20 protein-coding genes and 2 pseudogenes are annotated in these 23,884 nt (G+C 59.7%); 9 read left to right on the top strand and 13 right to left on the bottom strand.

All coding sequences use genetic code 11. The annotated features are described in order from the left end of the window. Window positions 1-167: 167 nt before the first annotated feature. From AB4O12_RS26135 to AB4O12_RS26115, 5 genes and pseudogenes are all read right to left on the bottom strand, one after another. Window positions 168-1,157, bottom strand: coding sequence for a FecR family protein (locus AB4O12_RS26135; RefSeq protein ID WP_460059952.1), 990 nt, complete (start codon window positions 1,155-1,157; stop codon window positions 168-170). Then, a complete protein-coding gene (locus tag AB4O12_RS26130; protein WP_071174434.1) occupies window positions 1,154-1,720 on the bottom strand; it encodes an RNA polymerase sigma factor in 567 nt (188 codons plus the stop codon). The genes AB4O12_RS26135 and AB4O12_RS26130 overlap by 4 nt, the downstream gene beginning before the upstream one ends. Before the next feature lies 1 nt (window position 1,721). Continuing rightward, a complete protein-coding gene (locus AB4O12_RS26125; RefSeq protein WP_150636167.1) occupies window positions 1,722-2,048 on the bottom strand; it encodes a DUF3325 domain-containing protein in 327 nt (108 codons plus the stop codon). Further along, window positions 2,048-3,630, bottom strand: a pseudogene (locus AB4O12_RS26120) (PepSY-associated TM helix domain-containing protein). The gene AB4O12_RS26125 and the pseudogene AB4O12_RS26120 overlap by 1 nt, the downstream one beginning before the upstream one ends. Next, the gene (locus AB4O12_RS26115) at window positions 3,627-3,932 is read right to left on the bottom strand and encodes a DUF3649 domain-containing protein (RefSeq protein WP_252887348.1); all 306 of its coding nucleotides are present in this window, start codon (window positions 3,930-3,932) and stop codon (window positions 3,627-3,629) included. The pseudogene AB4O12_RS26120 and the gene AB4O12_RS26115 overlap by 4 nt, the downstream one beginning before the upstream one ends. Before the next feature lie 145 nt (window positions 3,933-4,077). On the opposite strand from AB4O12_RS26115, the gene AB4O12_RS26110 reads away from it, so the two are divergent. The 4 genes from AB4O12_RS26110 (at window position 4,078) to AB4O12_RS26095 (ending at window position 9,027) form a co-directional block, all read left to right on the top strand. Then, the gene (locus AB4O12_RS26110) at window positions 4,078-4,608 is read left to right on the top strand and encodes a sigma-70 family RNA polymerase sigma factor (RefSeq protein ID WP_252887347.1); all 531 of its coding nucleotides are present in this window, start codon (window positions 4,078-4,080) and stop codon (window positions 4,606-4,608) included. Continuing rightward, entirely contained in the window at window positions 4,605-5,537 is a 933-nt protein-coding gene (locus tag AB4O12_RS26105; RefSeq protein ID WP_460059949.1) for a DUF4880 domain-containing protein, read from the top strand. The genes AB4O12_RS26110 and AB4O12_RS26105 overlap by 4 nt, the downstream gene beginning before the upstream one ends. Window positions 5,538-5,715: 178 nt before the next feature. Then, window positions 5,716-8,049 (top strand): TonB-dependent Fe(3+) dicitrate receptor FecA, encoded by a 2,334-nt coding sequence (gene fecA, locus AB4O12_RS26100; RefSeq protein ID WP_460059948.1) that lies wholly within the window; start codon window positions 5,716-5,718, stop codon window positions 8,047-8,049. 69 nt (window positions 8,050-8,118) lie between these two features. Continuing rightward, a complete protein-coding gene (locus AB4O12_RS26095) occupies window positions 8,119-9,027 on the top strand; it encodes a hypothetical protein (RefSeq protein WP_460059945.1) in 909 nt (302 codons plus the stop codon). A 10-nt stretch (window positions 9,028-9,037) separates the two neighbouring features. Here the strand turns inward: AB4O12_RS26095 and AB4O12_RS26090 are convergent, their stop codons facing one another. Continuing rightward, window positions 9,038-9,445: an HPF/RaiA family ribosome-associated protein gene (locus tag AB4O12_RS26090; protein ID WP_016771629.1), complete on the bottom strand. Its 408-nt coding sequence runs from the start codon at window positions 9,443-9,445 to the stop codon at window positions 9,038-9,040. A 200-nt stretch (window positions 9,446-9,645) separates the two neighbouring features. Next, the gene (locus AB4O12_RS26085) at window positions 9,646-10,593 is read right to left on the bottom strand and encodes a LysR substrate-binding domain-containing protein (RefSeq protein ID WP_460059943.1); all 948 of its coding nucleotides are present in this window, start codon (window positions 10,591-10,593) and stop codon (window positions 9,646-9,648) included. A gap of 135 nt (window positions 10,594-10,728) precedes the next feature. Between AB4O12_RS26085 and AB4O12_RS26080 the strand changes: the two genes are divergently transcribed. Beyond that, entirely contained in the window at window positions 10,729-12,105 is a 1,377-nt protein-coding gene (locus AB4O12_RS26080; RefSeq protein ID WP_095180402.1) for an L-serine ammonia-lyase, read from the top strand. Between the two features lie 263 nt (window positions 12,106-12,368). Then, window positions 12,369-12,686 carry a DUF3509 domain-containing protein gene (locus AB4O12_RS26075; RefSeq protein ID WP_016771632.1) on the top strand — a complete coding sequence of 106 codons (318 nt, stop codon included), beginning with the start codon at window positions 12,369-12,371 and terminating at the stop codon, window positions 12,684-12,686. On the opposite strand, the gene AB4O12_RS26070 is transcribed toward AB4O12_RS26075, so the two are convergent. Then, a complete protein-coding gene (locus tag AB4O12_RS26070) occupies window positions 12,683-13,183 on the bottom strand; it encodes a phosphate-starvation-inducible protein PsiE (protein ID WP_039759287.1) in 501 nt (166 codons plus the stop codon). The genes AB4O12_RS26075 and AB4O12_RS26070 overlap by 4 nt on opposite strands. A 347-nt stretch (window positions 13,184-13,530) precedes the next feature. Here AB4O12_RS26070 and AB4O12_RS26065 point away from each other — a divergent pair. Then, window positions 13,531-13,785: pseudogene (locus AB4O12_RS26065) on the top strand (YebG family protein); the annotation flags it as partial. A gap of 155 nt (window positions 13,786-13,940) precedes the next feature. On the opposite strand, the gene AB4O12_RS26060 reads toward AB4O12_RS26065, so the two are convergent. Further along, entirely contained in the window at window positions 13,941-14,960 is a 1,020-nt protein-coding gene (locus AB4O12_RS26060) for a Glu/Leu/Phe/Val dehydrogenase family protein (RefSeq protein WP_041479665.1), read from the bottom strand. 184 nt (window positions 14,961-15,144) lie between these two features. Here AB4O12_RS26060 and AB4O12_RS26055 point away from each other — a divergent pair, with 184 nt between their 5' ends. Then, complete coding sequence (locus tag AB4O12_RS26055; protein ID WP_056782998.1) at window positions 15,145-15,948, top strand: SirB1 family protein; 804 nt, start codon at window positions 15,145-15,147, stop codon at window positions 15,946-15,948. A 139-nt stretch (window positions 15,949-16,087) separates the two neighbouring features. On the opposite strand, the gene maiA is transcribed toward AB4O12_RS26055, so the two are convergent. From maiA to hmgA, 3 genes are read right to left on the bottom strand one after another with little or no spacing between them, the layout of a single operon-like run. Beyond that, window positions 16,088-16,723: a maleylacetoacetate isomerase gene (maiA, locus tag AB4O12_RS26050; RefSeq protein WP_056782996.1), complete on the bottom strand. Its 636-nt coding sequence runs from the start codon at window positions 16,721-16,723 to the stop codon at window positions 16,088-16,090. Window positions 16,724-16,735: 12 nt separating this feature from the next. Continuing rightward, entirely contained in the window at window positions 16,736-18,040 is a 1,305-nt protein-coding gene (gene fahA / locus AB4O12_RS26045; protein WP_460059941.1) for a fumarylacetoacetase, read from the bottom strand. A gap of 3 nt (window positions 18,041-18,043) precedes the next feature. After that, entirely contained in the window at window positions 18,044-19,348 is a 1,305-nt protein-coding gene (gene hmgA, locus AB4O12_RS26040) for a homogentisate 1,2-dioxygenase (RefSeq protein WP_150742806.1), read from the bottom strand. 163 nt (window positions 19,349-19,511) lie between these two features. On the opposite strand from hmgA, the gene AB4O12_RS26035 reads away from it, so the two are divergent. Beyond that, window positions 19,512-20,291, top strand: coding sequence for an IclR family transcriptional regulator (locus AB4O12_RS26035; protein WP_150636138.1), 780 nt, complete (start codon window positions 19,512-19,514; stop codon window positions 20,289-20,291). A gap of 26 nt (window positions 20,292-20,317) precedes the next feature. Here the strand turns inward: AB4O12_RS26035 and AB4O12_RS26030 are convergent, their stop codons facing one another. Further along, window positions 20,318-23,782, bottom strand: coding sequence for a dermonecrotic toxin domain-containing protein (locus AB4O12_RS26030; protein ID WP_460059940.1), 3,465 nt, complete (start codon window positions 23,780-23,782; stop codon window positions 20,318-20,320). Window positions 23,783-23,884: the final 102 nt, after the last annotated feature.

Genomic DNA, 23,884 nt, shown 5'->3' with positions numbered 1-23,884 from the left:
AGTTTCAGTCACTACACGGATGGGGCTCGGGGTTACCTCACCTTTAATTTGAAAATATTTTGCGGGGGATTTGTTGCCTGGGCTGACGCCTTCGCGAGCAGGCTCGCTCCCACCTTTGGAATGCGTTCCCTGTGGGAGCGAGCCTGCTCGCGAAGAGGCCGGCAGCCTCAGCGCAAAATAATCAGTTGCCCCAACACCCGATGCTGCTCAAATCCCAATACCCCTTGCAGCGAATTGAGCACCGCCTGCGGATCCTTGCTCGGGAAACTGCCGCTGACCTTGCGCGCCGCCAGCTCATCGTTGAGCAGCACAATCCGCCCCGGGTAATAGCGGCGCAGATCCTCGACAACTTCGGCCAGCGTGGTCTTGTAGTAAGTCAGCCAACCCTGACGCCAGGCCAGTTGCGCTTCACTGTCCACGCCATGCAGTTTTTCCGCTGAGCCGTCGGCGTAGGCAACTTGCTGGCCGGCCGTGAGAATCTGCTGTTGGCCATGCTCATCGGCCGTCACCGCGACACGCCCGGACAATACCGTCACTTGCGCGCCATGGAGTTGCCGGCGCACTTCGAACCGGGTGCCGAGCACCCGCGCTTCGCCCTGTTCCGCCGCCACCACAAAAGGGTCGCCGGTGTGGGTGACGCTGAAGAAAGCAGCACCTCTGATCAATTTCACGCGGCGCTGGCCATGACTGAAATCCACAGCAATCGCACTGTCGGCATCCAGTGTCACTTGCGACTGATCGGCCAGAGTCACCGTGCGGATTTCCCCAGGTGCCGAGACATGATCGGCGCGCAGATCGTCGAGCCAGCGCTGCGCCTGCCACCCTGTGCCAAGGCTGACCATCAACAGCAGACACGCGGCCAGCGCCAGCGCTCCAGACCAACGCAACATCGGCGAACGACGCGGGGCGTGCATCGCCTGCAGATAACCTTGCAGCGCGAACGCATCTTCATCGGCCAGCGTGCGCGCGGGGCTTTCGCTGAGTTCCCAGATCACCTGCGCCTGCGCATACGCTTCGGCATGGGCCGGATCGGCGCGCAGCCATTGGCTGAAGGTCAGTTGATCGCCAGTGCTCGGGCGGTCGTGCAACAGGCTCAGCCAGGCCAGCGCGGCCTGCTCCTGGGCCGGCGTCGGTGTGATCGGAACGGATGGCTTCACGGTGCTTTCCCTGGCAGGCGTGGCGCGGGGTCGCGCAGGCTGGCCTTGCAGGCCTCGAGGGCGCGCATCATATGTTTTTCCACGGCACTTTGGGACAGGCCCATGGCCTTGGCGATGTCGGCGTACTTGCGCCCGTGAATGCGATTGAGCAGAAAGATCTGCCGGGTACGCTCGGGCAAGGCGCGCAACGCGGCTTCGACATGGCGCAGATCGTTGCCCGCTTCCAGCGCGGCCTGAGGCTCACTGCCGTGGCTGTCGGGTTCGTCCGGCTGCCAGCCTTCGTTGACCCGCGTGCGCGTGCCTTCGCTGCGTAAATGATCGATGGCGATGTTGCCGGCGCAGCGCAGCAGATAGGTGCTGAGTTCTTCGACCTGCACCAGCGGCCGCCGCCAGAAGCGCAAAAACAGATCCTGGACCAGATCCGCCGCCGTCGCCCGACAACCCACGCGCCGGTTCACCAGCGCTTCCATTTGCGCACGCTGTGACAGAAACACCTGAAGAAAATGCGCACGCGCGCCACGCGCTTCATCGTCACGCGATTCCGGCGGCAGACCGATCAGCACTTCAGCACTGCGCCCATGCGGCGACCGGGCTCGCCAGCAGGCTCAACCCGGCCAGTGCCATGGCCAGACGCGGGCGATACGGCAGCAACAGCACCAGTGCCAAAGCACTGAGCATCAGCACCGCGAACCAGTCGACCAGACCGAAACTCCAGCCACCGGCCGCCACCGCCGCCCACAGCGAAAGCGCCAGCAACAGCCATCCCGCCACCGCCAGACCCTGACGGCGGCGCGTCGATGGTTTGGCGCCGAGCAACTCGGCATGATGGCGTGGCATCGACAGGCACAACGCGGTGAAGCCGGCATAGGTGAGCAACAGGGCCAGCAGCATCAGTTGGCCCCCTGTTCAACTGTGTTCGAGCGAGGCGAAGAACTTGCTTTGCGAACGCTGACGCGGTCGCCCGTACGCTGCATCTTGCGCGCAGCCCAGCCGAGGAAAAGCCCCGTCGCCAGACAAGTCAGATCAAATCCGGCCAGTGCCCAGTCGCGCTGCATCAGGGTCGCGCCAAGATTCCACGGTGTGGTCAGCGCATTGATCAGCGGCACCGCGATAAACAGCGCAGCGCCGAGCGTCAGCTGTTCGATCCAGGCCTTGCGTCCCGGACGCAACACCGCGTGCAACAGGCTAAGCCCCCAGGCAATAAAAAACGCATTCACTTCCCAATCGGCCCGCCCCGCCAGACTCACCGGCAACAGTCGATTGGCTAAAAAGAACACCGCCACCGCCGATACCAGGCCGGCCATGCTGGCGATATTCAGCACCTCGACCAGGCGCAATTCGAACGGCAGCGCCGCGCTTTTAGGTGCTTGAGCTGCCGCTTGCCGAGCCAGATCACCAGCCCGGTGCCAATCATCGCCGTGCCGGCCAGTCCGCAAATGAAATACAGCCAGCGCAACAGCGGCCCGGCGAAATGGCCCATGTGCAAACCGTAGAACGCGCCACCCACCGCCATCGCTATGGGTTGATCGGGGGTGCTGCTCAGAAGCTGCCCGGTGACGCCGTTGAAGGTCACCGCCCGGCCGAAATCATGCACCACCCGATCGCCCGCGCGGGACAGCACTACCGTGGCGCTGGCATCGCCCGGGTTGCTCACCGACAGGCGCGCGGTATGGCCGCCCGACCACTGCTCGCTGACCTTGGCCAGTAGCGGCGCCATGGCGGTCAGCGGCGCGGCGATATCGGCGCGCTCGGGGGTCTTCGAGGCGGGAAAGACTTCGTCGTAGAACTTGCGCACGTCGCTGCCGTAAGAGGCGACGATGCTCGCCGGCATGACCATCGACATAAAAATCACCAGGCTGCTGTAGGTGATCATCAAGTGAAACGGCAGCACCAGCACGCCCACGGCGTTATGCCCGTCGAGCCAGGAACGCTGGCCCTTGCGCGGGCGGAAGGTGAAGAAGTCCTTGAAGATTTTCTTGTGGGTGATGATGCCGCTGATCAACGCAACGAACATCACCATCGCGGCGAGGGTCGCCAGCCAGCGCCCCCACGGGTAAGGCATCTGCAACTGGAAGTGGAAACGGTAAAAGAACTCGCCGCCCATGCTTTCGCGGCCCTGCACCTCGGCCCCGGTCTGAGCGTCGAGAGTTCGGGATTCGAAGCGGCCGCGCTCGCCGGGTTTGCCCGGCGCCTGCTGCCAGCGCACGGTCAGACCGGGGTCGCGGGCATCGGGCAAGTCGATCAGCCAGCGCGAGGCACCGGCGGCGTGTTGTTGCAGATAGTTTTGCGCCTGCGCCAGGCTCGCTTCGCTATCAAGCGAATGTGCTGCGATCTCCGGCTGCATCCAGTGGCTGATTTCATCTTTGAAGTAAGCCAGCGTTCCCGTGAGAAAAATCGCGAACAGCAACCAGCCGAACACCAGCCCGGCCCAGGTGTGCAGCCAGGCCATCGACTGACGCAAACCCTCTTTCATGCCAGCCCCAGTCCGCGTGCGGCGCCAGAAACGGTGGCGAGAATCACGCTCGGCACCAAAAGGCCGACCCAGGCCGACCACGCGCTGCGGCAGGCAAAGCACCAGAGCACTGCGACCAGATAGACCAGAAAGGACACGGTCATGCCAGTGACCACCGCTTCGGCGCGGTTCAGCGGCAGCCACAACGTCAGGGTGACACTGGCCAGTGCCGCGACCAGATAGCCGCCGAAAATCGCCGCCAGTACCCGCGAAGTGACGGCCAGACGATAGGACATGGGAAGGGTTGCGAGTTTGCCTTGCATGTTTCGACCCTGAAACGGAAACGTTCGGCCGACAAGCCGAATCTACAGGCGAGCAATATTAATGATAAATATTCTCATACGCAAAAGCATCTGATTGGCGGACACTGTCGCCAGCCTCTACAATGCGAACCGTTCTTGTTCTCTAATGCACGTTCTCTACGCAAGTTTTGCGTCCGGAGTCATTTCGTTGCCGCCCGCCCATCCCGTCGAATCGCTCTACCATGCTCATCACAGCTGGCTCACTGGCTGGTTGCGGCGCAAGCTCGGCTGCCCCGACAGCGCTGCGGATCTGGCCCAGGACACGTTCATCAAAGTGCTGACCGCCCGCGAGCCACCAGTGATCATCGAGCCGCGCGCCTTTCTCACCACGCTGGCCAAGCGCGTGCTGTTCAATCATTACCGACGCCAGGATGTGGAACGCGCCTACCTCGAGACGCTGGCGCAGATGCCTGAAATGGTCGTGCCGTCAGAAGAGCACAAAGCGATCATCCTGCAGACGTTGATCGAACTCGATGAGCTGCTCGACGGCTTGCCGCGCCAGGTCAAACGCGCCTTTCTGCTCGCGCAGGTCGATGGTCTGACTTATCCACAGATCGCCGCAGAACTGGGTATTTCGGTGGCCACGGTCAAACGCCATTTGAACAAAGCGGCCATGCGCTGCTATTTCGCTTTATGAATCATGTGCCGGAATTTTCCGCTCAGGTCGCCGAACAGGCGGTGCACTGGCTGCTGGAAATGCAGCAGGGCACGCTCACCCCGCGCCAGCAACAGGCCTGGCAACAATGGCTGGATGCACACAGCGAACACCGCCGGGCGTGGGAACACATGCAACGGGTCAACCAGCGCTTGCGCGGCGTGTCGTCGCCGTTGGCCCACGCCGCGTTGAACGGACCGAAGTCTGGCAGCCGTCGTCAGGCGCTGAAAATGCTGCTGATTCTCGGTGCAGGCTCAGCGGCGACCTGGGGCATGCGCGAGCACACTCCGTTGCCGTCGCTGCTCGCCGATTACCGCACGCCGGTCGGCCAGCGACGCAAGATTGCCTTGGGCGGTGCCGATTCGTTGCAGCTCAATACCGCCAGCTCGGTTGATGTTGATGGTGCGCAGCGGTTGATTCGTCTGCTTGAAGGCGAAATGCTGTTGAGCGCTGCGAATCCGTTCGAAATACGTACGGCACACGGCGTGCTGAAAAGCCAAGGTGCGCGCCTCAATGTGCGGCAGTTTGCCGATCGCACGCAGATCGCGCTGTTTGAAGGAAGAGTCGAACTTATTGCCAACCAGCGTGCGCCCATGCTGCTGCCGGTCGCGCGGCAGTTGAGTTTTACTGCCAGCTCGGTCAGCGAGGCTAAACCGCTGGACGCCAACAGCGGCGCCTGGACCGACGGCATGCTGGTCGCCGCCCATATGCGCCTCGGCGATTTCCTCGAAGAGCTTGGCCGCTACCGGCGCGGGCAGCTGCGGTGCGACAGTCAGGTTGCCGATTTGCTGATTTCCGGGACGTATCCGCTGGATGACAGCGAGCGGATTCTCGACCTGCTGCAGATCAGTCTGCCGGTGCAAGTGAAGCGCTTTACCCGTTATTGGGTGAGCGTCGAAGCGCGGGTTTAGAAAGCAAGATCAAAAGATCGCAGCCTTCGGCAGCTCCTACATTTGGAATGCATTTTTTCTGTAGGAGCTGCCGAAGGCTGCGATCTTTTGATTCTGAAAAAATAAATGAGCCGTTTTTCGGATCTGGCGTGACAGAGAAGGAAAGCCCCCTTGATTCCACCTTCTCAGGATCATCCACATGCAGCCCAACCGCCTTACGCCACTGGCCCGCAGCCTGCGCAATCTTCTGCTCGGCGCCAGCCTGAGTTTCACCGCCCTGCCCGCCGCGATGGGTGCCGAAGCCAAGGTTTATCACATCGCCCCGGCATCGCTGGAAACCGCGCTGAACCAGTTTGGCCGTGAAGCAGGCGTGCTGATTTCCTTCGGTTCGCAAGTCACCAGCGGTGTGCAGAGCCGTGGTCTGGAAGGCAACTACACCGCGCAACAAGGCCTCGATGCCTTGCTCGAAGGCACCGGCCTGCAAGCCCGCGCCGAGGGTGACAACGCCTTCAGCCTGCAACCGCTGGCTGACGCGGCGCTGGAGCTGGGCACCTCGACCGTAGTCGGCGACTGGCTCGGCGATGCGGCGCAGATCAACGTCTTCGAACACCCCGGCGCGCGCGATGTGATCCGCCGCGAAGAGTTCGAACGCCAGGGCGCGACCCAGGCCCGCGACGTGCTCAACCGCATCCCCGGTGTGAATGCGCCGGAGAACAACGGCACCGGCAGCCACGACATGGCACTGAACTTCGGCATTCGCGGTTTGAATCCGCGCCTGGCCGCACGCTCGACAGTATTGATGGACGGCATCCCGGTGCCGTTCGCGCCGTATGGTCAGCCGCAGCTTTCGTTCGCGCCGATCAGCATGGGCAACATGGATGCCGTGGACGTGGTGCGTGGCGGCGGTGCGGTACGTTACGGCCCGCAGAACGTCGGCGGCGTGGTCAACTTCGTCACCCGGGCGATTCCCGACGAGCCAACGGTCAAGGGTGGTTTGCAGACTGAAACAAGCCCATCGTCGAGCCACGACGGTTTCAAGACCAGCGCCAATCTGCTGGCCGGCGGCACCAACGCCAACGGCCTCGGTGGCGCCTTGCTGTACTCCGGCACCCGTGGTGGTGACTGGCGTGAACACAGCGATACCGAGATCGACGACCTGATCCTCAAGGGCAAGTACCAGCTCGACGACGCCAACAGCTTCAACGCCATGGCCCAGTATTACGAGGGCAAGGCCGACATGCCCGGCGGTCTCAATGTCGCCGATTACGATGCCGATCCGTATCAGTCGACGCGACCGAAAGATCAGTTCTGGGGGCGCCGGACGATGTTCAACTTCGGCTATCGCTATCAGCAAGATCGCCGCGAGTTCACCGCCAACACCTTCTTCACCAAAACCCTGCGCAGCGGTTATCTGGATCAGGGCACGTTTCTTTCGCTGTCGCCTCGCGAGTATTGGGTGCGTGGTCTGGAAACCCGTTTCGCCCAAGGCTTCGACTTGGGTCCGAGCAGCCACGAAGTCGGAGTCGGCTACCGCTACATCAATGAGGCCGGCCACGAACTGCGTTATCGCACGCCGATCAGCGCCAACGAATACCCGACCACCAGCAGCCGCAACGACCGTGACACTCGCGGTGGTACCGAGGCCAACGCATTCTTCGTCGATGACCGCATCGACATCGGCAAATGGACCATCACCCCGGGCGTGCGCTACGAGATGATCGAGTCGCAACAGACCAACAACCTGACCAACGTCAAATACAAGGGCGACTACAACACCGCGCTGCCGGCGCTGAACGTGCTCTATCACCTCACCGACAGCTGGAACCTGTATGCCAACACCGAAGGCTCGTTCGGCAGCGTGCAATACAGCCAGATGCCCAACCGGGTCAGCAGCGGCGAAGTGAAGCCGGAAAAGGCCCGCACCTGGGAACTCGGCACGCGCTATGACAACGGTGCTCTGCGCGCGGAAATCGGCGCATTCCTGATCAACTTCGACAACCAGTACGAAAGCAACCAGACCAACGACTCGGTGATCGCTCGCGGCGAAACCCGCCATCAGGGCATCGAGACCAGCGTCAATTACGCGCTCGACGACTTGAGCCCGGCGCTGGCCGGTTTCGATGTCTACGCCAGTTATGCCTATGTCGATGCGACCATTCGCGAAGACGGGCCGAACAGGGGCAACCGCGTGCCTTTTTCCTCCAAGCACAAAGGCACGATTGGCGTCGGTTATACCGAAGGGCCATGGAAGCTGAATCTGGACAGCAGCTTCCAGAGCGACCAGTTTGCCGACAACGCCAACACCTCGAAGGAAAGTGCCGATGGCAGCACCGGCAAGATCCCCGGTTACATGCTGTTCAGCAGCCGCGCCGGGTATGACTTCGGACCGCAACTGTCGGATTTGAATGTGGCGGTGGGGGTGAAGAACATCTTCAACACGCAGTACTTCACACGCTCGTTCGATGACAACAACAAGGGCAAGTACGTAGGTGAGCCGCGGACGGTTTATGTACAGACGTCGGTGGCGTTCTGACCCCACCCCATCGAAGATCAAAAGCCCCTCACCCTAACCCTCTCCCAAAGGGAGAGGGAACTGACCGAGGTGTATTTACGCTTTACGCTCGCCTGCAATATCGAGCCGAACGCTGGACTTGAAAACAACCGGAATCGGCCCCCTCTCCCAGAGGGTGAGGGACTGACCGAGGTGTATTTACGATTTACGCTCGCCTGCAATATCGAGCCGAACGCTGGACTTGAAAACAACCGGGATCGGCCCCCTCTCCCAGAGGGTGAGGGACTGACCGAGGTGTATTTACGAATTGCGCTCGCCTGCAGTATCGAGCCGAACGCTGGACCTGAAAACAACCGGGATCGGCTCCCTCTCCCAGAGGGTGAGGGACTGACCGAGGTGTATTTACGATTTACGCTCGCCTGCAATATCGAGCCGAACGCTGGACTTGAAAACAACCGGGATCGGCCCCCTCTCCCAGAGGGTGAGGGACTGACCGAGGTGTATTTACGATTTACGCTCGCCTGCAATATCGAGCCGAACGCTGGACTTGAAAACAACCGGGATCGGCCCCCTCTCCCAGAGGGTGAGGGACTGACCGAGGTGTATTTACGAATTGCGCTCGCCTGCAGTATCGAGCCGAACGCTGGACCTGAAAACAACCGGGATCGGCTCCCTCTCCCAGAGGGTGAGGGACTGACCGAGGTGTATTTACGATTTACGCTCGCCTGCAATATCGAGCCGAACGCTGGACTTGAAAACAACCGGGATCGGCCCCCTCTCCCAGAGGGTGAGGGACTGACCGAGGTGTATTTACGATTTACGCTCGCCTGCAATATCGAGCCGAACGCTGGACTTGAAAACAACCGGGATCGGCTCCCTCTCCCTCGGGAGAGGGCTGGGGTGAGGGGCTACGGTCTTAAACCCTGCGAGCAATCACCAACACCACAAACAAAAAACGGGCCTGCATCAGCAGGCCCGTTCTCCTTTGGTTACTTGTGAAATCAGCGCATCAACTGTTGATCGCTGCCTGTTCGTTCTCGTCAAATTCTTCCGCCAACAGCTTGTCGTTGGCTTTGCCGGTAAATGGCACTACAGCGGCGCGTGGTTTACCTCGCAGTTTGCCGAACAGATGATCCAGTTTGTGCTCGAGTTTCTCGGCAGCACCGTCGATCGCCTGTTCCAGCGAATCGGCTTTATGGGTCACGGAAATCGGTTGGTGGCCTTTTGGCCGCGCTTCCAGTTGGCAGCGCAAGTCATGGGGACCTGGTTTCTCGCCGTTCTCGTCGCTCAGGTGGACTTCGACACGGGTCAGGTCTTCTTCATAACGGTCGAGCGTGCTCTCAATAGTTGTACGTACCCACTCCTCCAGTCGCTTACTGCTTTGAATATGGTTATCACTGTTGACTTGGATTTGCATAGTTCATCCCTTATTTCAGCTAGCTCGCTGGAGGCCTTGAATTGAATTTCCTGACCTCCTGGTTACAACAATCGGCCCGAGCGACGAACATTTCAACCCCTGAAAAAAGAAAAATATTCATTCGCAAAAAAAGCCGGACAACCGAGCGAGGCGCTGTTAATGTCGGGAGTTGGGTCGACCCGCTCCGTAGAAAAATCTGCTCACATCTGTTGCTCATTCAGCGGGTGCAGGCTGCGAAAAATCCCCGCCTCTTCCACCAGCCAGTCATGCACAGCGCGCACGCCCGGATGGCTCAACGCCCCCGGCGCATATAGCAGCACGTAGCGTTTATGGTTGGGCACCGACAAGCCGAACGGCACAATCAAAGTGCCGCGCTCCAGCTCATCATTGAGCAACGTGCGCCGGGCAATCGCCACGCCCATACCGGCAATCGCCGCTTCAATGGTCAGGTGATTGCGATTGAACGTGTGCCCGCGCCGCACATCGGCGCCTTCGAAGCCGATCGCGTTCAAGTAGAACTCCCATTCCGCATACTCGTAACTGCCACGCCAGGCGGTAATGTCGTGCAGCAGCTGGAAATGCACCAGATCCGCCGGACCGTGCAACGGCGGTCGCCCGCGCAGCAGGCTCGGCGCGCACACCGGAAATATCTGCTCGTCGAGCAAGGCTGTGGATAACAATCCGGGGTAGCTGCCATCGTTGAGGTCGATCGCCAGATCGAAATCGCCCTCATGCAGGGGCACGCTGCTGTCCTCGGCCACCAGGCGCAACTGGATATCCGGAAAGCGTTGCTGCAAGCGCGGCAGGCGCGGAGTCAGCCATTTGCCGAGAAACGACGGGATCGACCGCAACCGCAGAGTTCCGCTGATCATCCCGGCGTCCAGCCGGCGCAATTCCGCATCGATGCTGCCGTACGCTTCATTGACGGTAATCGCCAGTCGCTGCCCCTGTGCACTCAACTCAACGCCCCGCGCGCGCCGATGAAACAGGCGAAAGCCCAGGCGCTCTTCCAATTGGCGGATCTGCTGGCTGACCGCGCCCGGGGTGATGTGCAGCTCTTCGGCACAACGGGTGAACGACAGGTGCCGCGCGGCACAGGCAAACACCTGCAGCCAGACATAGGTCTGGGCATGCAATTGACGACTCATTGTTTAGTCCTGCTAAAGGCTGTCTTAGGAGGTTTCGTTGGTCACCTCGAACCGAGGCAGGCAGTATCGCCGACATTGCGCTTGTCCGACAAAAAATGGCAGCGATTCCTACTCCATTGCTTGTAAGGGTTTAGCATGGCTATCAGTGTTTTCGATCTATTCAAAGTGGGCATCGGTCCGTCCAGTTCCCATACCGTCGGTCCGATGCGTGCAGCGGCGACGTTTGCCCAGGCCCTGATCGACCAACATCTGCTCTATGACGTGCGACGGGTGGAAATTCGTCTGTACGGCTCACTGTCTGCGACCGGCGTTGGCCATGCCACCGATCGCGCGACGGTCATGGGCCTGATGGGCGAGTGGCCGGACAGCATCGATCCTTCGACCATCGATCCACGCATCCAGCAACTGCGCGAAACCGGGCAATTGTCCCTCGCCGGTCAACGCTCGATTGCGTTTGACTGGCAGAGCGATCTGCTGCTGCTCGACGAGAGCCTGCCCTACCACCCCAACGCCATGTCGCTGAGCGCATTTGGCGAAAGCGCCGAGCTGTTCGCGCAAACCTATTACTCGGTGGGCGGCGGCTTCATCGTCGAAGCGGCTGAAGCCGAGTCTGGCGTGGCGCCAACCAGCGACGTGGTGTTGCCGTACGATTTTTCCAGCGCCGCCGAACTGCTCGCCCTCTGCAAACAACACAATCTGCGCGTGTCCGAACTGATGATGGCCAACGAACGCGCCTGGCGCAGCGATGCCGAGATTCGCCAAGGCCTGCTGCACATCTGGTCAGTGATGCGCGAGTGCGTCGAACAAGGTTTGCGCCACGAAGGCATCCTGCCCGGCGGTCTGAAAGTACCGCGCCGCGCGGCGAAACTGCATCGCAGCCTGTTGGAAATCGGCAAACCGAATGTGATCAGTTCGACCCTGTCGGCGATGGAATGGGTCAACCTGTTCGCCCTTGCCGTCAACGAAGAAAATGCCGCCGGCGGGCGCATGGTCACCGCGCCGACCAATGGCGCCGCCGGGATCATTCCGGCCGTTCTGCACTACTACATGAAATTCAATCCGGATGCGTCTGACGATGACGTCGTCGCGTTCTTTCTCGGTGCAGCCGCCGTCGGCATTTTGTGCAAGAAAAACGCCTCCATCTCCGGTGCCGAGGTCGGCTGTCAGGGCGAAGTCGGTTCGGCATGCGCAATGGCCGCCGCCGGCCTCGCCGACGTCCTCGGCGCGACACCGGAGCAACTGGAGAACGCTGCCGAAATCGGCCTGGAACACAACCTCGGCCTGACCTGCGATCCGGTCGGTGGCCTGGTGCAAGTGCCGTGCATCGAGCGCAATGCCATCGCGGCGGTGAAGGCGATCAACGCCACGCAAATGGCCCTGCGCGGCGACGGTAATCACTTTATTTCCCTCGACCGGGTGATACGCACCATGCGCGACACCGGCGCCGACATGCACGACAAGTACAAGGAAACCTCGCGGGGCGGGCTGGCGGTGAACTGGGTGGAGTGCTGATCGGCCTGACTGCACTGTCAGCGATCATCCGCTCATTCCTGCCCTGAAAATGCGCCACAAAAAACGGCGAGCCCCGAGGCTCGCCGTTTTTTTCGCCATGTTTATTGTTCGACAATTTTTCCGGCATGCCCCTTGCTACATCACCCTTGAGGCAAACGGACATTGCAAACCTCAGCGAACGAGATGCCAGTGGTCTGGTGTTGCGAACCAAATCAGATCATGGCCGGTCAACAACTGCACGTTCAATCAGGCGGTGACGCATCATGGACAACCCATTTCAGATCATTACCGATGCTTTCGCGCCGGACTATCAGATCAATCTGAGCATTCAGGGCCTGGACGGCAGCATCATGCTGACCCTGTCCAACGCCGGCCGCATTGTGGCCAAGCGCATGATCAGTGCCGAACAGCGCAACGATCCCGAGCGTTTGAAGAGGCTGGTGCAAAGCATCCAGTTCGGCATCGCCATCGAACAGGGCCACAGCGCCATGTCGATTCTCGAAGCCATGACCAGCGGCGCCGGGCTCACCCCGCCACCGCCACGCGTCAAGGGCCAGCCCGGCCAGGCGGCGGGCCTTTAAAGCTCGCCCTTCTCCACTTCAGGATGTTCGCTGGAGCCCGTGCCGAGCTTGCGCTGCGGGTTCTCGATCTTCACTGAGGGGAATTGCGACGAAGCGTAACGCACCACCAGGATCGCAAACGCCAGCAGCAGAATGCCGCCGCACAGGTAGATAATGCCCATGTCCGGCGGGTTGTGGTGCGAGACGTTGGAGATCAGCAGGCGCGTCAGTGCAGTGATCGCCACGTAGATCAGGAAGCGCACCGGCATGTGGTTGGTCTTGAAATAAATCCCGACCATCGCGCCCAGTTCCAGATAGATGAACAGCAACAGAATGTCATCGATCTTGATGTGCCCGACTTCGAGCATCCCGAGAAACTCCATCACCGCCGCCCACGCTGTCACCGCACCGATGGCGAACAGCGCCAGATAGTGAAAGGTTTCGACGAACAGGTTGCCCAGGGACTCGGCCAGTTGATGCACGTTACGCCGCAGTTTCTCGGCCCAATTTATTTTCACGATGAGTTTCCTTAGCCCGTTTCGGGCGGATGATGCGTATCGCACGTGACGGTTTTGCGCGCGCGCCTTGTAGCAACGGTTTTCATGCAGGTTCAGGGCCACGCATCATGGCGATCCGCCGCAAATCCCGCGCCGTGGCGTTTGGTCGCAGGCTCGCGGCTTTGCACAATCCCCGTGGGAGCGAGCCTGCTCGCGAATAGCAGCCACACCGTACCCCTGACAAAACCCAAATCCGGTCTACATTGAAAAGCCACTACCCATGGCGCAGGGATTCGCTTATCCTTTTAGCTGTATATGGATACAGTAGTCGTCAAGACAACTTAATGTGAAGGCATGTGAGGTGGTGAATGGCCGTCGAAGTGGTATACCGCAGCAGCCGAGATCTGGAGCGCTTGTTCATGGATAAAGCCGAAGCTGATCGTCATGACAAAATGCTCGAACTGGCCGAATATCTGGCCGATGTGCTGCAAAAAGCCGTTCCGTCCCTGACTGAACAGCAAGTGGAAGAAGCCGGGATCTACATGGCGAAGAATCGCGATGTGTTCGCCAGAGCGTTCAAGAGCCAGCCCGATGCGCTGTCGGAGCTGATCAATGCGCCGGCCGAGCCTGTCGAAAAAGCTGAAGCGGCAGAACCTGATGAGGCGCCGGCGAAGCCAGCCAAACCAGCGAAAGCGCCGAAGTAATTAGAAAGATCGCAGCCTTCGGCAGCTCCTGCACTCGGAATGTAGGAGCTGCCGAAGGCTGCGATCTTTTGCTTTCAGCGATACAAAACCTTTTCGGCCAACTCATCCGCCACCCGCGCCGGCGAACGTTTTTCCGCCTGAGCATGGGCGAAGACTTCGGTCAGCCGCGAACTGATTTTCGACAGATGCGCCGTAATCGTCGGCAACTCCTCACCGCGATGTTTAAGCGATACGTAAATCAGCCCGCCGGCATTGATCACATAATCCGGCGCATAAAGAATCCCGCGCCGTTCCAGTTGATCCGCCACATCCAGATGGGAAAGTTGATTGTTCGCCGAACCGGCCACCGCCGAGCAGCGCAGCTGTGAAACGCTGTGACTGTTGAGCACACCGCCCAACCCGCACGGCGCGAGAATGTCGCACGGCGTGCTGAGCAATGCGTCGTTGGCGATCGGGTGAGCATTGAGCTGCTCCATCGCCAGTTGCACCTTGCCGTGGTCGATGTCACTGACGAGCAACTCGGCGCCTGCCGCGTGCAGTTGCTCGGCCAGCGCAAAACCGACATTGCCAAGCCCCTGGATGGCAACGCGCAGACCTTCGAGGTTGTCGCTGCCCAGGCGCGCCATCGCCGTGGCGCGTATGCCGGCGAACACGCCCATGGCCGCATGCGGCGCCGGGTCGCCTGCCGAAGTGGTGCTGGTAACGTGGCGGGTCTGCTGGGCAATGCAGTCCATGTCCGCCACTGACGTACCGCTGTCGATGGCGGTGATATAGCGGCCGTCGAGTTGCTCGATGCAACGTCCGAAAGCCTCGAACAACGCGGCGCGATTCTCGACATGGGCCGGGCGCACGATCACCGCCACCCCGCCACCTTGCGCGAGGCCGGCGAGCGCCGCTTTGTAGCTCATGTTTTGCGCCAGGCGAATGGCGTCCTCGACCGCAGATTCGTCGTTGGGATAGGCAAGGTAACGGCACCCACCCAGGGCTGGCCCCAGATGGCTGTTATGAATGGCAATGACCGCCTTCAACCCGGTGGCCGGGTCCACGCTCAGGTGCAGCGATTCCAGGCGAGTGCTTTGCATGAGAGCGAACATCGACAGGCTCCCGAATCACTTCTTGTAGAACGCCAGTATAGGCTTGCCCCTGAAAATTGCTGGCGCACACCGGCATGAGCCGCCGAGCGGACAATGCTGCGCCGCTATAACTCGCGCTCAGTGAGCCCGGCACTGGACGAACAACCCGGACGGGGCTAAAACGAGGCATTGGAGGGAGATTTTGATGAGTGCGCGCCAACGCTTTTTCGAATGCCTGCATCGTTCACCGCCGGCCCTGCTGGAAGCTGCGCTGTGGATAAGTGCCGAGCACGACAAAACCCTCGAGCCCGAGGCATGGTTGCGCACCTTCAAGGATCTGCAACTACGCGTCAGCTATGGGCTGCCGATGCTGCCGGTCAGCGAACTGGCGCAACCGCTGTTGCGACGCATGGTCGATCTCGGTTTCGCGCAGGATGATTTCCTGCCGCTGCGCCCGCAGGCGGCGCTGCTGCATCGCGTGTTGCACACCCAACGCGGTCAGCCGTTGGCATTGGCGTTGATCGCACTGGAATTGGCGCGTGGGTTGGAGATTCCTCTGGTCGGGGTCAACTTCCCCGGACATTTTCTGCTGCGGGTACCCGGCGCCGACCACTTGCTCGATCCTTGCGGCGGGCGGCGACTGTATCCCAATGACTGCCGAGAACTGTTGCAACGCCAATACGGGCCGAACATGCAGCTCAGCGCCGAACATTTGCTGAGCGCAACGCCGGTGCAGATGCTGCAACGTCTGTCACGCAACCTGCGCCAATTGCACCTGACCCACGACGATCACATCGCCGCGCTGATCGACGCAGAACGAGTGCTCGAACTGGGCGATGCGAAGGCCTCCGATTACATGGCCCGGGCCAGTCTGTATCAACGGCTGGATTGCCCGAACGCTGAACGCTTCGATCTGGAGCATGCATTATTGCTCAGCGAAGACCCGATCCAGCGCCTGCGCCTGACCGAACGCCTCGGCCATCTGCCGCCCAACTCCGTCGTGCATTAACTACCTTCCGCAGGCTGCCACCATCCTTGAGGCCCACACAAACCTGTGTGGGAGCGAGCCTGCTCGCGAAAGCGGTGTGTCAGCTGAATGAAAGGCCACTGACACTCCGTCTTCGCGAGCAGGCTCGCTCCCACAGGAATTACGGGGTGTCTGGTTGATTGGCAGGATGCGCCTTGATAAACGCCGGATGTTCAGCCGCCAACGCAGCCACACGGCAAATTTTCGGATACGCCTCCAGGCTGACGTTGAACCGCTCAGCCGCATACAACTGCGGAATCAGATACACATCTGCCACGCACGGCCATTCGCCAAAACAGAAACCGCTGTCGCCGATCAACTGCTCCACCGTCGCCAGCCCTTGGCTGATCCAATGGCTGATCCACTCCACCACTTGCGCCTCATTCTGCCCCGCCTGGCGCAGGCGATTGAGCACGCTGACGTTGTGCAGCGGGTGCACGTCGCAGCCGATCACCGCCGCGACACCGCGCACCTGCGCGCGCGCCAGCAGATCATCCGGCAGCAACGGCACCTGTGGATAACGCTCTTCCAGATACTCGATGATCGCCGGCGATTGAATCAGCAGCGCACCATCATCGGTGCGCAAGGTCGGCACCCGGCCCTGCGGATTGAGCGCCAGATACGCCGGTTGCCGATGTTCACCGCCCGACGGTGCGATCAGGTTGACCGGCAACGCCTGGTAATCGAGGCCCTTCAACGCCAGCGCAATCCGCACCCGGTACGATGAAGTGGAACGGTAATAGCCATAGAGATCCATAAGCCGCTCCTGTCAGCGCGCAGCGATCACGGTGCCGCGACATTCGCCGAAGCCGATCGAGGCAAAACCGTCGCGGGCGCAGCGGGCACGCAGGATGATTTCGTCACCGTCCTCAAGGAATTTGCGCACTTCGCCGGAGGCCAGTTCGATCGGTTTCTTACCGCCCTCGGTAATCTCCAGCAGGCTGCCAAACTGGCCGTTTTCCGGGCCGGACAAAGTGCCCGAACCGAACAGATCGCCGGCCTGCAACTGGCAACCGTTGACGCTGTGATGCGCAACCATTTGCGCGACGGTCCAGTACATGTAGCGGGTGTTGCTCAGGGTCAGGCGATGGGCGGGCAGGTTCTGCTCGCGCATGGTTTCGGTACGCAACAGCACTTCCAGCTCGATGTCGAAGGCGCCGCCATCCTGATCGCGCTTGTCGAGCAGATACGGCAGCGGCTGCGGATCACCTTCAGGGCGGGCCGGTTGCGCCGTGCGGAATGGTTCCAGTGCTTCAGCCGTCACCACCCACGGCGAGACGCTGGTGATGAAACTCTTCGACAGGAATGGGCCGAGTGGCTGGTATTCCCAAGCCTGGATATCCCGCGCCGACCAGTCGTTGAGCAGGCAGAAACCGGCGATGTGCTCGGCAGCGTCACCGATGGCAATCGGCTCGCCCATCTCATTGCCCTGGCCGATCCAGATACCCAGTTCCAGTTCGTAATCCAGACGCGCGCATGGACCGAATACCGGTTCTGTCTGCCCGGCCGGCAGCGTCTGGCCTTTCGGCCGGCGCACGTCGGTGCCGGACGCTCGCACCGTGGAAGCGCGACCGTGGTAACCGATCGGCACGTACTTGTAGTTCGGCAGCAGCGGGTTATCCGGGCGGAACAGTTTGCCGACGTTCTGCGCGTGCTCGATGCCGACGTAGAAGTCGGTGTAATCGCTGATCCGTGCCGGCAGGTGCATCTGGCAATCGGCAGCCAGCGGCAAGAGTTTCGCGCCTTGCGCTTCGATGTTGCCACGCAGGGTGCTGCCTTCACTGAACAGTTCGATCAGGCGTTCGCGCAGGGCAACCCGCGCCTCACGGCCAAGTTCAAAGAACGCGTTCAACTGCCCGCCGTGCATGGCTTCCACCGCACTGCGTGCGACACCGTCGAACAGACCGGCCTCAAGCGCCACCTGCAAATCGAAAATGTGCTCGCCGATCGCCACGCCCGCGCGAGGCGCCGAACCGTGCAGGCTGAACACGCCCAGCGGCAGATTCTGCAAGGGGAAATCGCTGTGACCGTTGGCCGAAGCGACCCAGCTGCGGGGAATGGAATTCTGTGTCATGGGTTATCTCCGGGTCGGGTCGAACGTGGCGGGCAGCGTCGCCCAGCAAGCGTCGTAACTGGGTTGCAACTGTGGGCATTCGAGGGCGAAACGACTTGGACGAAGCACCTGGCTGGTCTCGAACATGAAGGCCATGGTGTTATCGATTTTTGCAGGTGCAAGCTCGGCGTTGATCGCCCTGGTGCAGGTTTCGCCGTCCGGGCCGTGGGCGCTCATGCAGCTGTGCAGCGAAGCGCCACCGGGCACGAAGCCTTCGGCCTTGGCGTCGTATTCGCCCTGGATCAGGCCCATGAATTCGTTCATCAGGTTGCGGTGGAACCACGGTGGCCGGAAGGTGTTTTCGGCGACCATCCAGCGCGGCGGGAAGATCACGAAATCGAGGTTGGCCAGACCGTGCACGCTGGTCGGCGAGGTCAATACGGTGAAGATCGAAGGATCGGGATGATCGAAACTCACCGTGCCGATGGTGTTGAAACGGCGCAGGTCGTATTTGTACGGCACGTTGTTGCCGTGCCAGGCGACCACATTGAGCGGTGAGTGATTGAGTTCGGTGGCCCACAACTGGCCAAGGAATTTCTGCACCAAAGTAGTCGGTTGCTGCAGGTTTTCGTAGGCAGCGACCGGGGTGAGGAAATCCCGTGGATTGGCCAGACCGTTGCTGCCGATCGGCCCCAGATCCGGCAGGCGCAGCGGCGCGCCGTGGTTCTCGGCGAGGTAGCCGCGAGCCTGTGGATCGAGCAGTTCAACGCGAAATTTCAGGCCACGCGGCAGAACGACGATTTCCAGCGGCGCCACTTCGAGTACGCCCAGTTCGGTGGCGATACGCAGGCGACCGAGTTGCGGCACCAGCAGCATTTCCCCATCGGCGTTGAAGAACACCCGCTCCATCGAACGATTGGCGGCGTAGTTATAAATGCTGATGCCAGACGGTTTCTCGGCACCGGCGTTGGCCGCCATGCTGACCAGGCCATCGATGAAATCCGTCGGTTCGGTCGGCAGCTCCAGTGGATTCCAGCGCAGACGATTGGGGGTTACTTCACCCAAAGGTCCGCCGGCCAGTTGCCGTTCCAGTTTGACGAACGCCGGGTGGTTGGCCGACGGCTGAATCCGGTACATCCAGGTGCGCCGCGCTTCGCTGCGCGGCATGGTAAACGCGGTGCCGGAGAACAGCTCGGTATACAGGCCGTATGGGGCTTTCTGCGGAGAGTTCTGGCCAACGGGCAGCGCGCCGGGCAACGCTTCAGTGCTGAATTCGTTGCCGAAGCCGGACTGGTAAACCAGGTCCTGCGCGGTTGAATCGGGGTTCATGGAGCCTCCTGAACAGGGAGTCGGCAGTGGCCCATCGCTCTGGCTCAGAGGTCTCGGCACGCCGGGGTTGTTATTATCGTAATCTGATTACGCATAACGTAATTTGCTCGCTATCCAGCGTCAAGCTATAAAGACGCCCATTCGAACCGGAACCGCCAGCCCCATGGAAAAAACCAGCGACAGCAACGGCAAACAGAAAGTCCGCTCCGCCGAAGTCGGCACCGACATCCTCAAGGCTTTGGCCGAGTTGTCACCGTCGACTTCGCTGTCGCGTCTGGCCGAACATGTGCAGATGCCGGCAAGCAAGGTGCATCGCTATTTGCAGGCGTTGATAGCCTCCGGATTTGCCGAACAGAACACCGCCACCAACCATTACGGCCTCGGTCGCGAAGCACTGCGCGTGGGCCTGGCCGCGCTCAACAGCATGGACGTGCTGAAAGTTGCCGCCCTGCCGCTGTCCGAGCTGCGCGATGAACTCAACGAAACCTGCTTTCTCGCGGTGTGGGGCAATCAGGGCGCAACCGTCGTGCACATTGAACCGGCGGTGCGCGCGGTGACGGTGGTGACGCAATTGGGTTCGGTGCTGCCGCTGCTCAGCTCGTCCACCGGGCTGGTGTTCAGCGCTTACCTGCCGCACCGGGAAACCGATGAATTGCGCGAGCAGGAGATCGCTGTCGCGGAGCATCCGCTCAAGGATGAAACAGCCTATGCAGCGCTGTGTGAACAGATCCGCGAACGCGGTCTGCATCACGTGCATGGTCTGTTGATGCCGGGTGTGGATGCGCTTTCTGCGCCAGTGTTCAACGCGGTCGGGCAGATCGCTGCGGTGCTGACCATCGTCGGCCCGACCTCGCTGTTCCACGCCGACGAAAACGGCCCGGCGGCGCAGCGGTTGTTGGCTGCGACCCGGGCCGTGAGTTGGCGCATGGGTTACGAAAGATAAATCAGACTATGAGCCCTCGAAACGGCTCAGCGAACCGTGGTCTTGCTTACTGCAGACTCAGCCTCTTGCATCAGTGCCTTGAAGAACCCGATCAGTTCATCGGCCGGGTCTTCATGGCCGGTGTAATACGTAACCAGCTCCGCGACCGTGCGGGCATCTTCAAACAGACTGAGAAACGAGCGTTGCGCACGGGTAAGTTCTTTAGCCGGCGCGCCCGCCGCTGCAGCCTGACCCAATGTCAGCAGTCCGCTCAATACATCCTGCACATGCCCCAGCGCGGCGGAATAATCACCGCGCCGGTGCGACTGCGACGCGTCGTAGATGCTTTTCATCACCTGCACAGCCACCACCACAGTGCCTACGGGTGGCACCAGCAGGCTGACAATGTTTGCGGCCTTCAACAGATTTTCATAAACCACACTGGCGATTATTTCGTTGAGACTGGTGGTCCGTTCGTCGATGTCACTCAATACACGGCGCACTCGCTCGTCATGGAAAGTGAACAGATCGGGCAGTAACGAACGCTGCTGTGTGCGAATGACCGGTCGGGTATCAACCGTTGCGACCAGATTATCGAAGTAGTCATTGGTCACTTTCTGGTCAACCAGCAGTATCCGCTCGCTGTAATAGCTCCTGAATGGGCCTTTTCGAAAACGAATCGAAGGAATGAACTCAGCGATCGGTCGGAAGTTGACTTGATCCGGTGCGTCAGGCGTATAGAGCAAGTCGAAGAAACCTGACGACAACTTCAGTCGAAAAATATAAACGCCGCCAACCGCGCGGTCCCCAGGAGTCGTCAGACCCAGCGCGCCAATATTGAATTTATACAGCCCGATATCACCTTCGGCGGTGCTGGTCCCTACCGACTGATAACCGCCACTCTCTTTCAGGTTATCGATGACCCCTTGGACAGCAGAGAAAGACTCTGTCGATAATCTGCCGTTGGTGAAATCGGCAAACGCATTGCGATACATCTCACAGCGGATTTTCCGGGCATGTACCGCGCGCTTGAAAGCGTAATCAGGATGAGCCTTGTTCAGATATTGCTCTTCCAGCATCGCGCTGTATCGGTCACCAGGGCGGAAGGTTTTCGATAGCGAAGACAAATCCCGGATATCCAGTTTTTCAACGAGGGGATGTCCATTCACCAAGTAATATTTGGGGCTGTACTTGGTTTCATAGGCCGGATGATCCGCTTCGAAAGCGAGTCCCTCAAGCAAGACGTCGGTAACGCTCTTACGAAACTCTTCGGTCTGAATAATGATCTGGTCGGGATTGACCGAAATGTTGCTGCCGCGCGAACGCAATAGGTCTTCTATCTGGGCTTTCACCGCGTCATAGGTGAACTGCTCGAATGTCGGAAAACCATTGTCTCTTGCATCAACCGTGGACAGCGCCTTGAGTTCGGTTGTCAGACGCGAATAGCGCTTGCGCCCCTCAATGCCAAGCGCCCGATAAGCTGCCGGTGCAATGGCCTTGTGCAGCGCAACTTCGGCTCGGTAGGCGACATTTACGTAGTCCGCCAAAGGTGCCTTGGCGTTCAGATAAAGATCGACCGGCCGGCTATCAAGCGTGTAGCGGTAGCTCAGTTGAGTACCAGCGCTGCCAAGCAACTCACCCGCCTCGTGCAGGTAGTCGGGATGAATCATCAATGCGGCGTATTCACGATCCGCCGACAATGCCGACTCCAGCCAGCGGTTCGCCGCGTAGATATCGGAAAATTTCTGCAGTTCGAATTGCCCGTCAGCTGTTTTGACCAACATCAGCGACGGTGCGTATTCTTTGGCCGAAATCATCAGAACATCTTTCAATGCTGGGACTTGCAGCCTGATTTTCAAGCCCTGAATAGTCACCGCAGGGTCGTTGGCCATGGCTCGCGCGATGATGTTCGCATCGGTGGAATCCAGCTTCCCGGACTGGCGAGCTACAAAAACTGCAAACTCCATCTGGCTGAAGAGATAGTTGCGATAGGCCTCCTGCCAAGCAACCGACGGCGAGTATGCAAGACTGCCGGTAAACTCCAGGCGCAGATTACGATTTTCCAGCCACTGCTCGAGCGCTACTGCCGTCAGCCGACTTCCGTCGGGAGCGCCGATGATGGTCAGAGTCGCTTTGTAACCATTGTCGTGCAGACCGAAAACAAGAAACTCCGTCAGCGTCCGGGTTTCTTCCTGCTCGATGGTCCGTCCGGCAATCTGCAAAGTGTACGAGCTATGGACACTGATCGCTTCAGGATCCAGGCGTTCGTCAAAGGCCCTCTGCGCCCATGCGGAGAACGTGCGCAGCACATAGTCCTTGAAAGAAAAACACGTATCGAACGCGCTCGAATATGCAGCCTCATACTGGTCTTTGGATTCTTCAAGCTCGCTATAACGTTGTTGAACATCGCTACCAGCGGCATGCAGCCAAAGCGGCCAGTCGGTGCGCTTCAGTGCTGCCCAAAGCAGATAAAAGCGGGTGTCGATGCCGTAACGCAGCACATGCAGGCGTTGATTCTCTTGAAGCATGGAGATCAGTGGTTTTTCCAGTTGTTCCCGGCCCCTGATCAAGGATGAAACATTTTCAAGCTGACCTTTGAGGTGAGTGTCGACACAAAAGACATGAGGACTTTGCGTGGCTTTTGGATAACTGATCTGCTCGCTACGCAGGGAAAGTCTCTGCTGAAGTTTGCTGTGCAAATCGGTATTTCTTTCAAAGAACTCGAAGCCGTTTTCCGGCGTGTGCAGCAGATAGGAAGTCGACTCGTTGACCAGTTGCATCTCTGCGACCGCACGCTCGGCGTTGTCCAGAACGAAACAGGGCTGGCGCACCAGAAGATAATCCTGTGCCGGTTGCAGGTTGACTTCAAACGCTGCGCGACCGGCATCTGCTTCCAGCAGATGAGCGAATCGCTCGCCCAATCGGGCATCGAAATTGTTGGCCATGACCGACAGCGACAGCTCTGCACCGGTGACCACGGCATAGGCCTTGATGAAAGCCTGTTTGTTCGACAGCGGTGCATTGTCGGCATGGACGGGTTTCGCTGGCGCAGCCCAGAACTTTGCGATCTCGGCTCGCAATGTTTTTTCCAGTCCGGCAGTTACAGCAGCGATCAGATCTTCAACAACAATGGTATTGAGCACCTTGACTTTGAATTGCTCACTGAACGTATCCGGCAGAACAAAAACCCCATCGCCACCCATAATATAGGCAGGACTTATATGGTTATTCAGACAATTAACCGTCACATCCCAAAGAGTGCCTGATGGCCGATTTTCATCGGCAGGGAAAGCAGGATCCGTATTGATATAGACCTTGTCGATATCAACTGTTTTGCCCAGACGCTTCAATTCACCCTCAAGCATGCTGCGCAGAATATCCAGCACGCTCGGCATGGCGTCGATGATCTTGAACAGATCTGTTTTAGCCTGTGTTGCCTTTTCCCACTCTTCCGGCCAGGTAACCTGCTCACCGAAAGAACCACGCATCAAACTTTCATATAACTTGGCCACAAACTTTCCTTACTTGATTATCCAGAGCTGCAAGTGCAGCCACCGCCGATAATTGCAAGGTAGTTTCTTTTTCAGCCGACATGAAGCTCGAACAAATTACAA

The sequence above is a fragment of the Pseudomonas sp. S2_A05 genome (genome assembly GCF_054668485.1).
The sequence above is the reverse complement of the archived record's forward strand: the minus strand, read 5'-3'. Positions and strand labels throughout refer to the sequence as shown.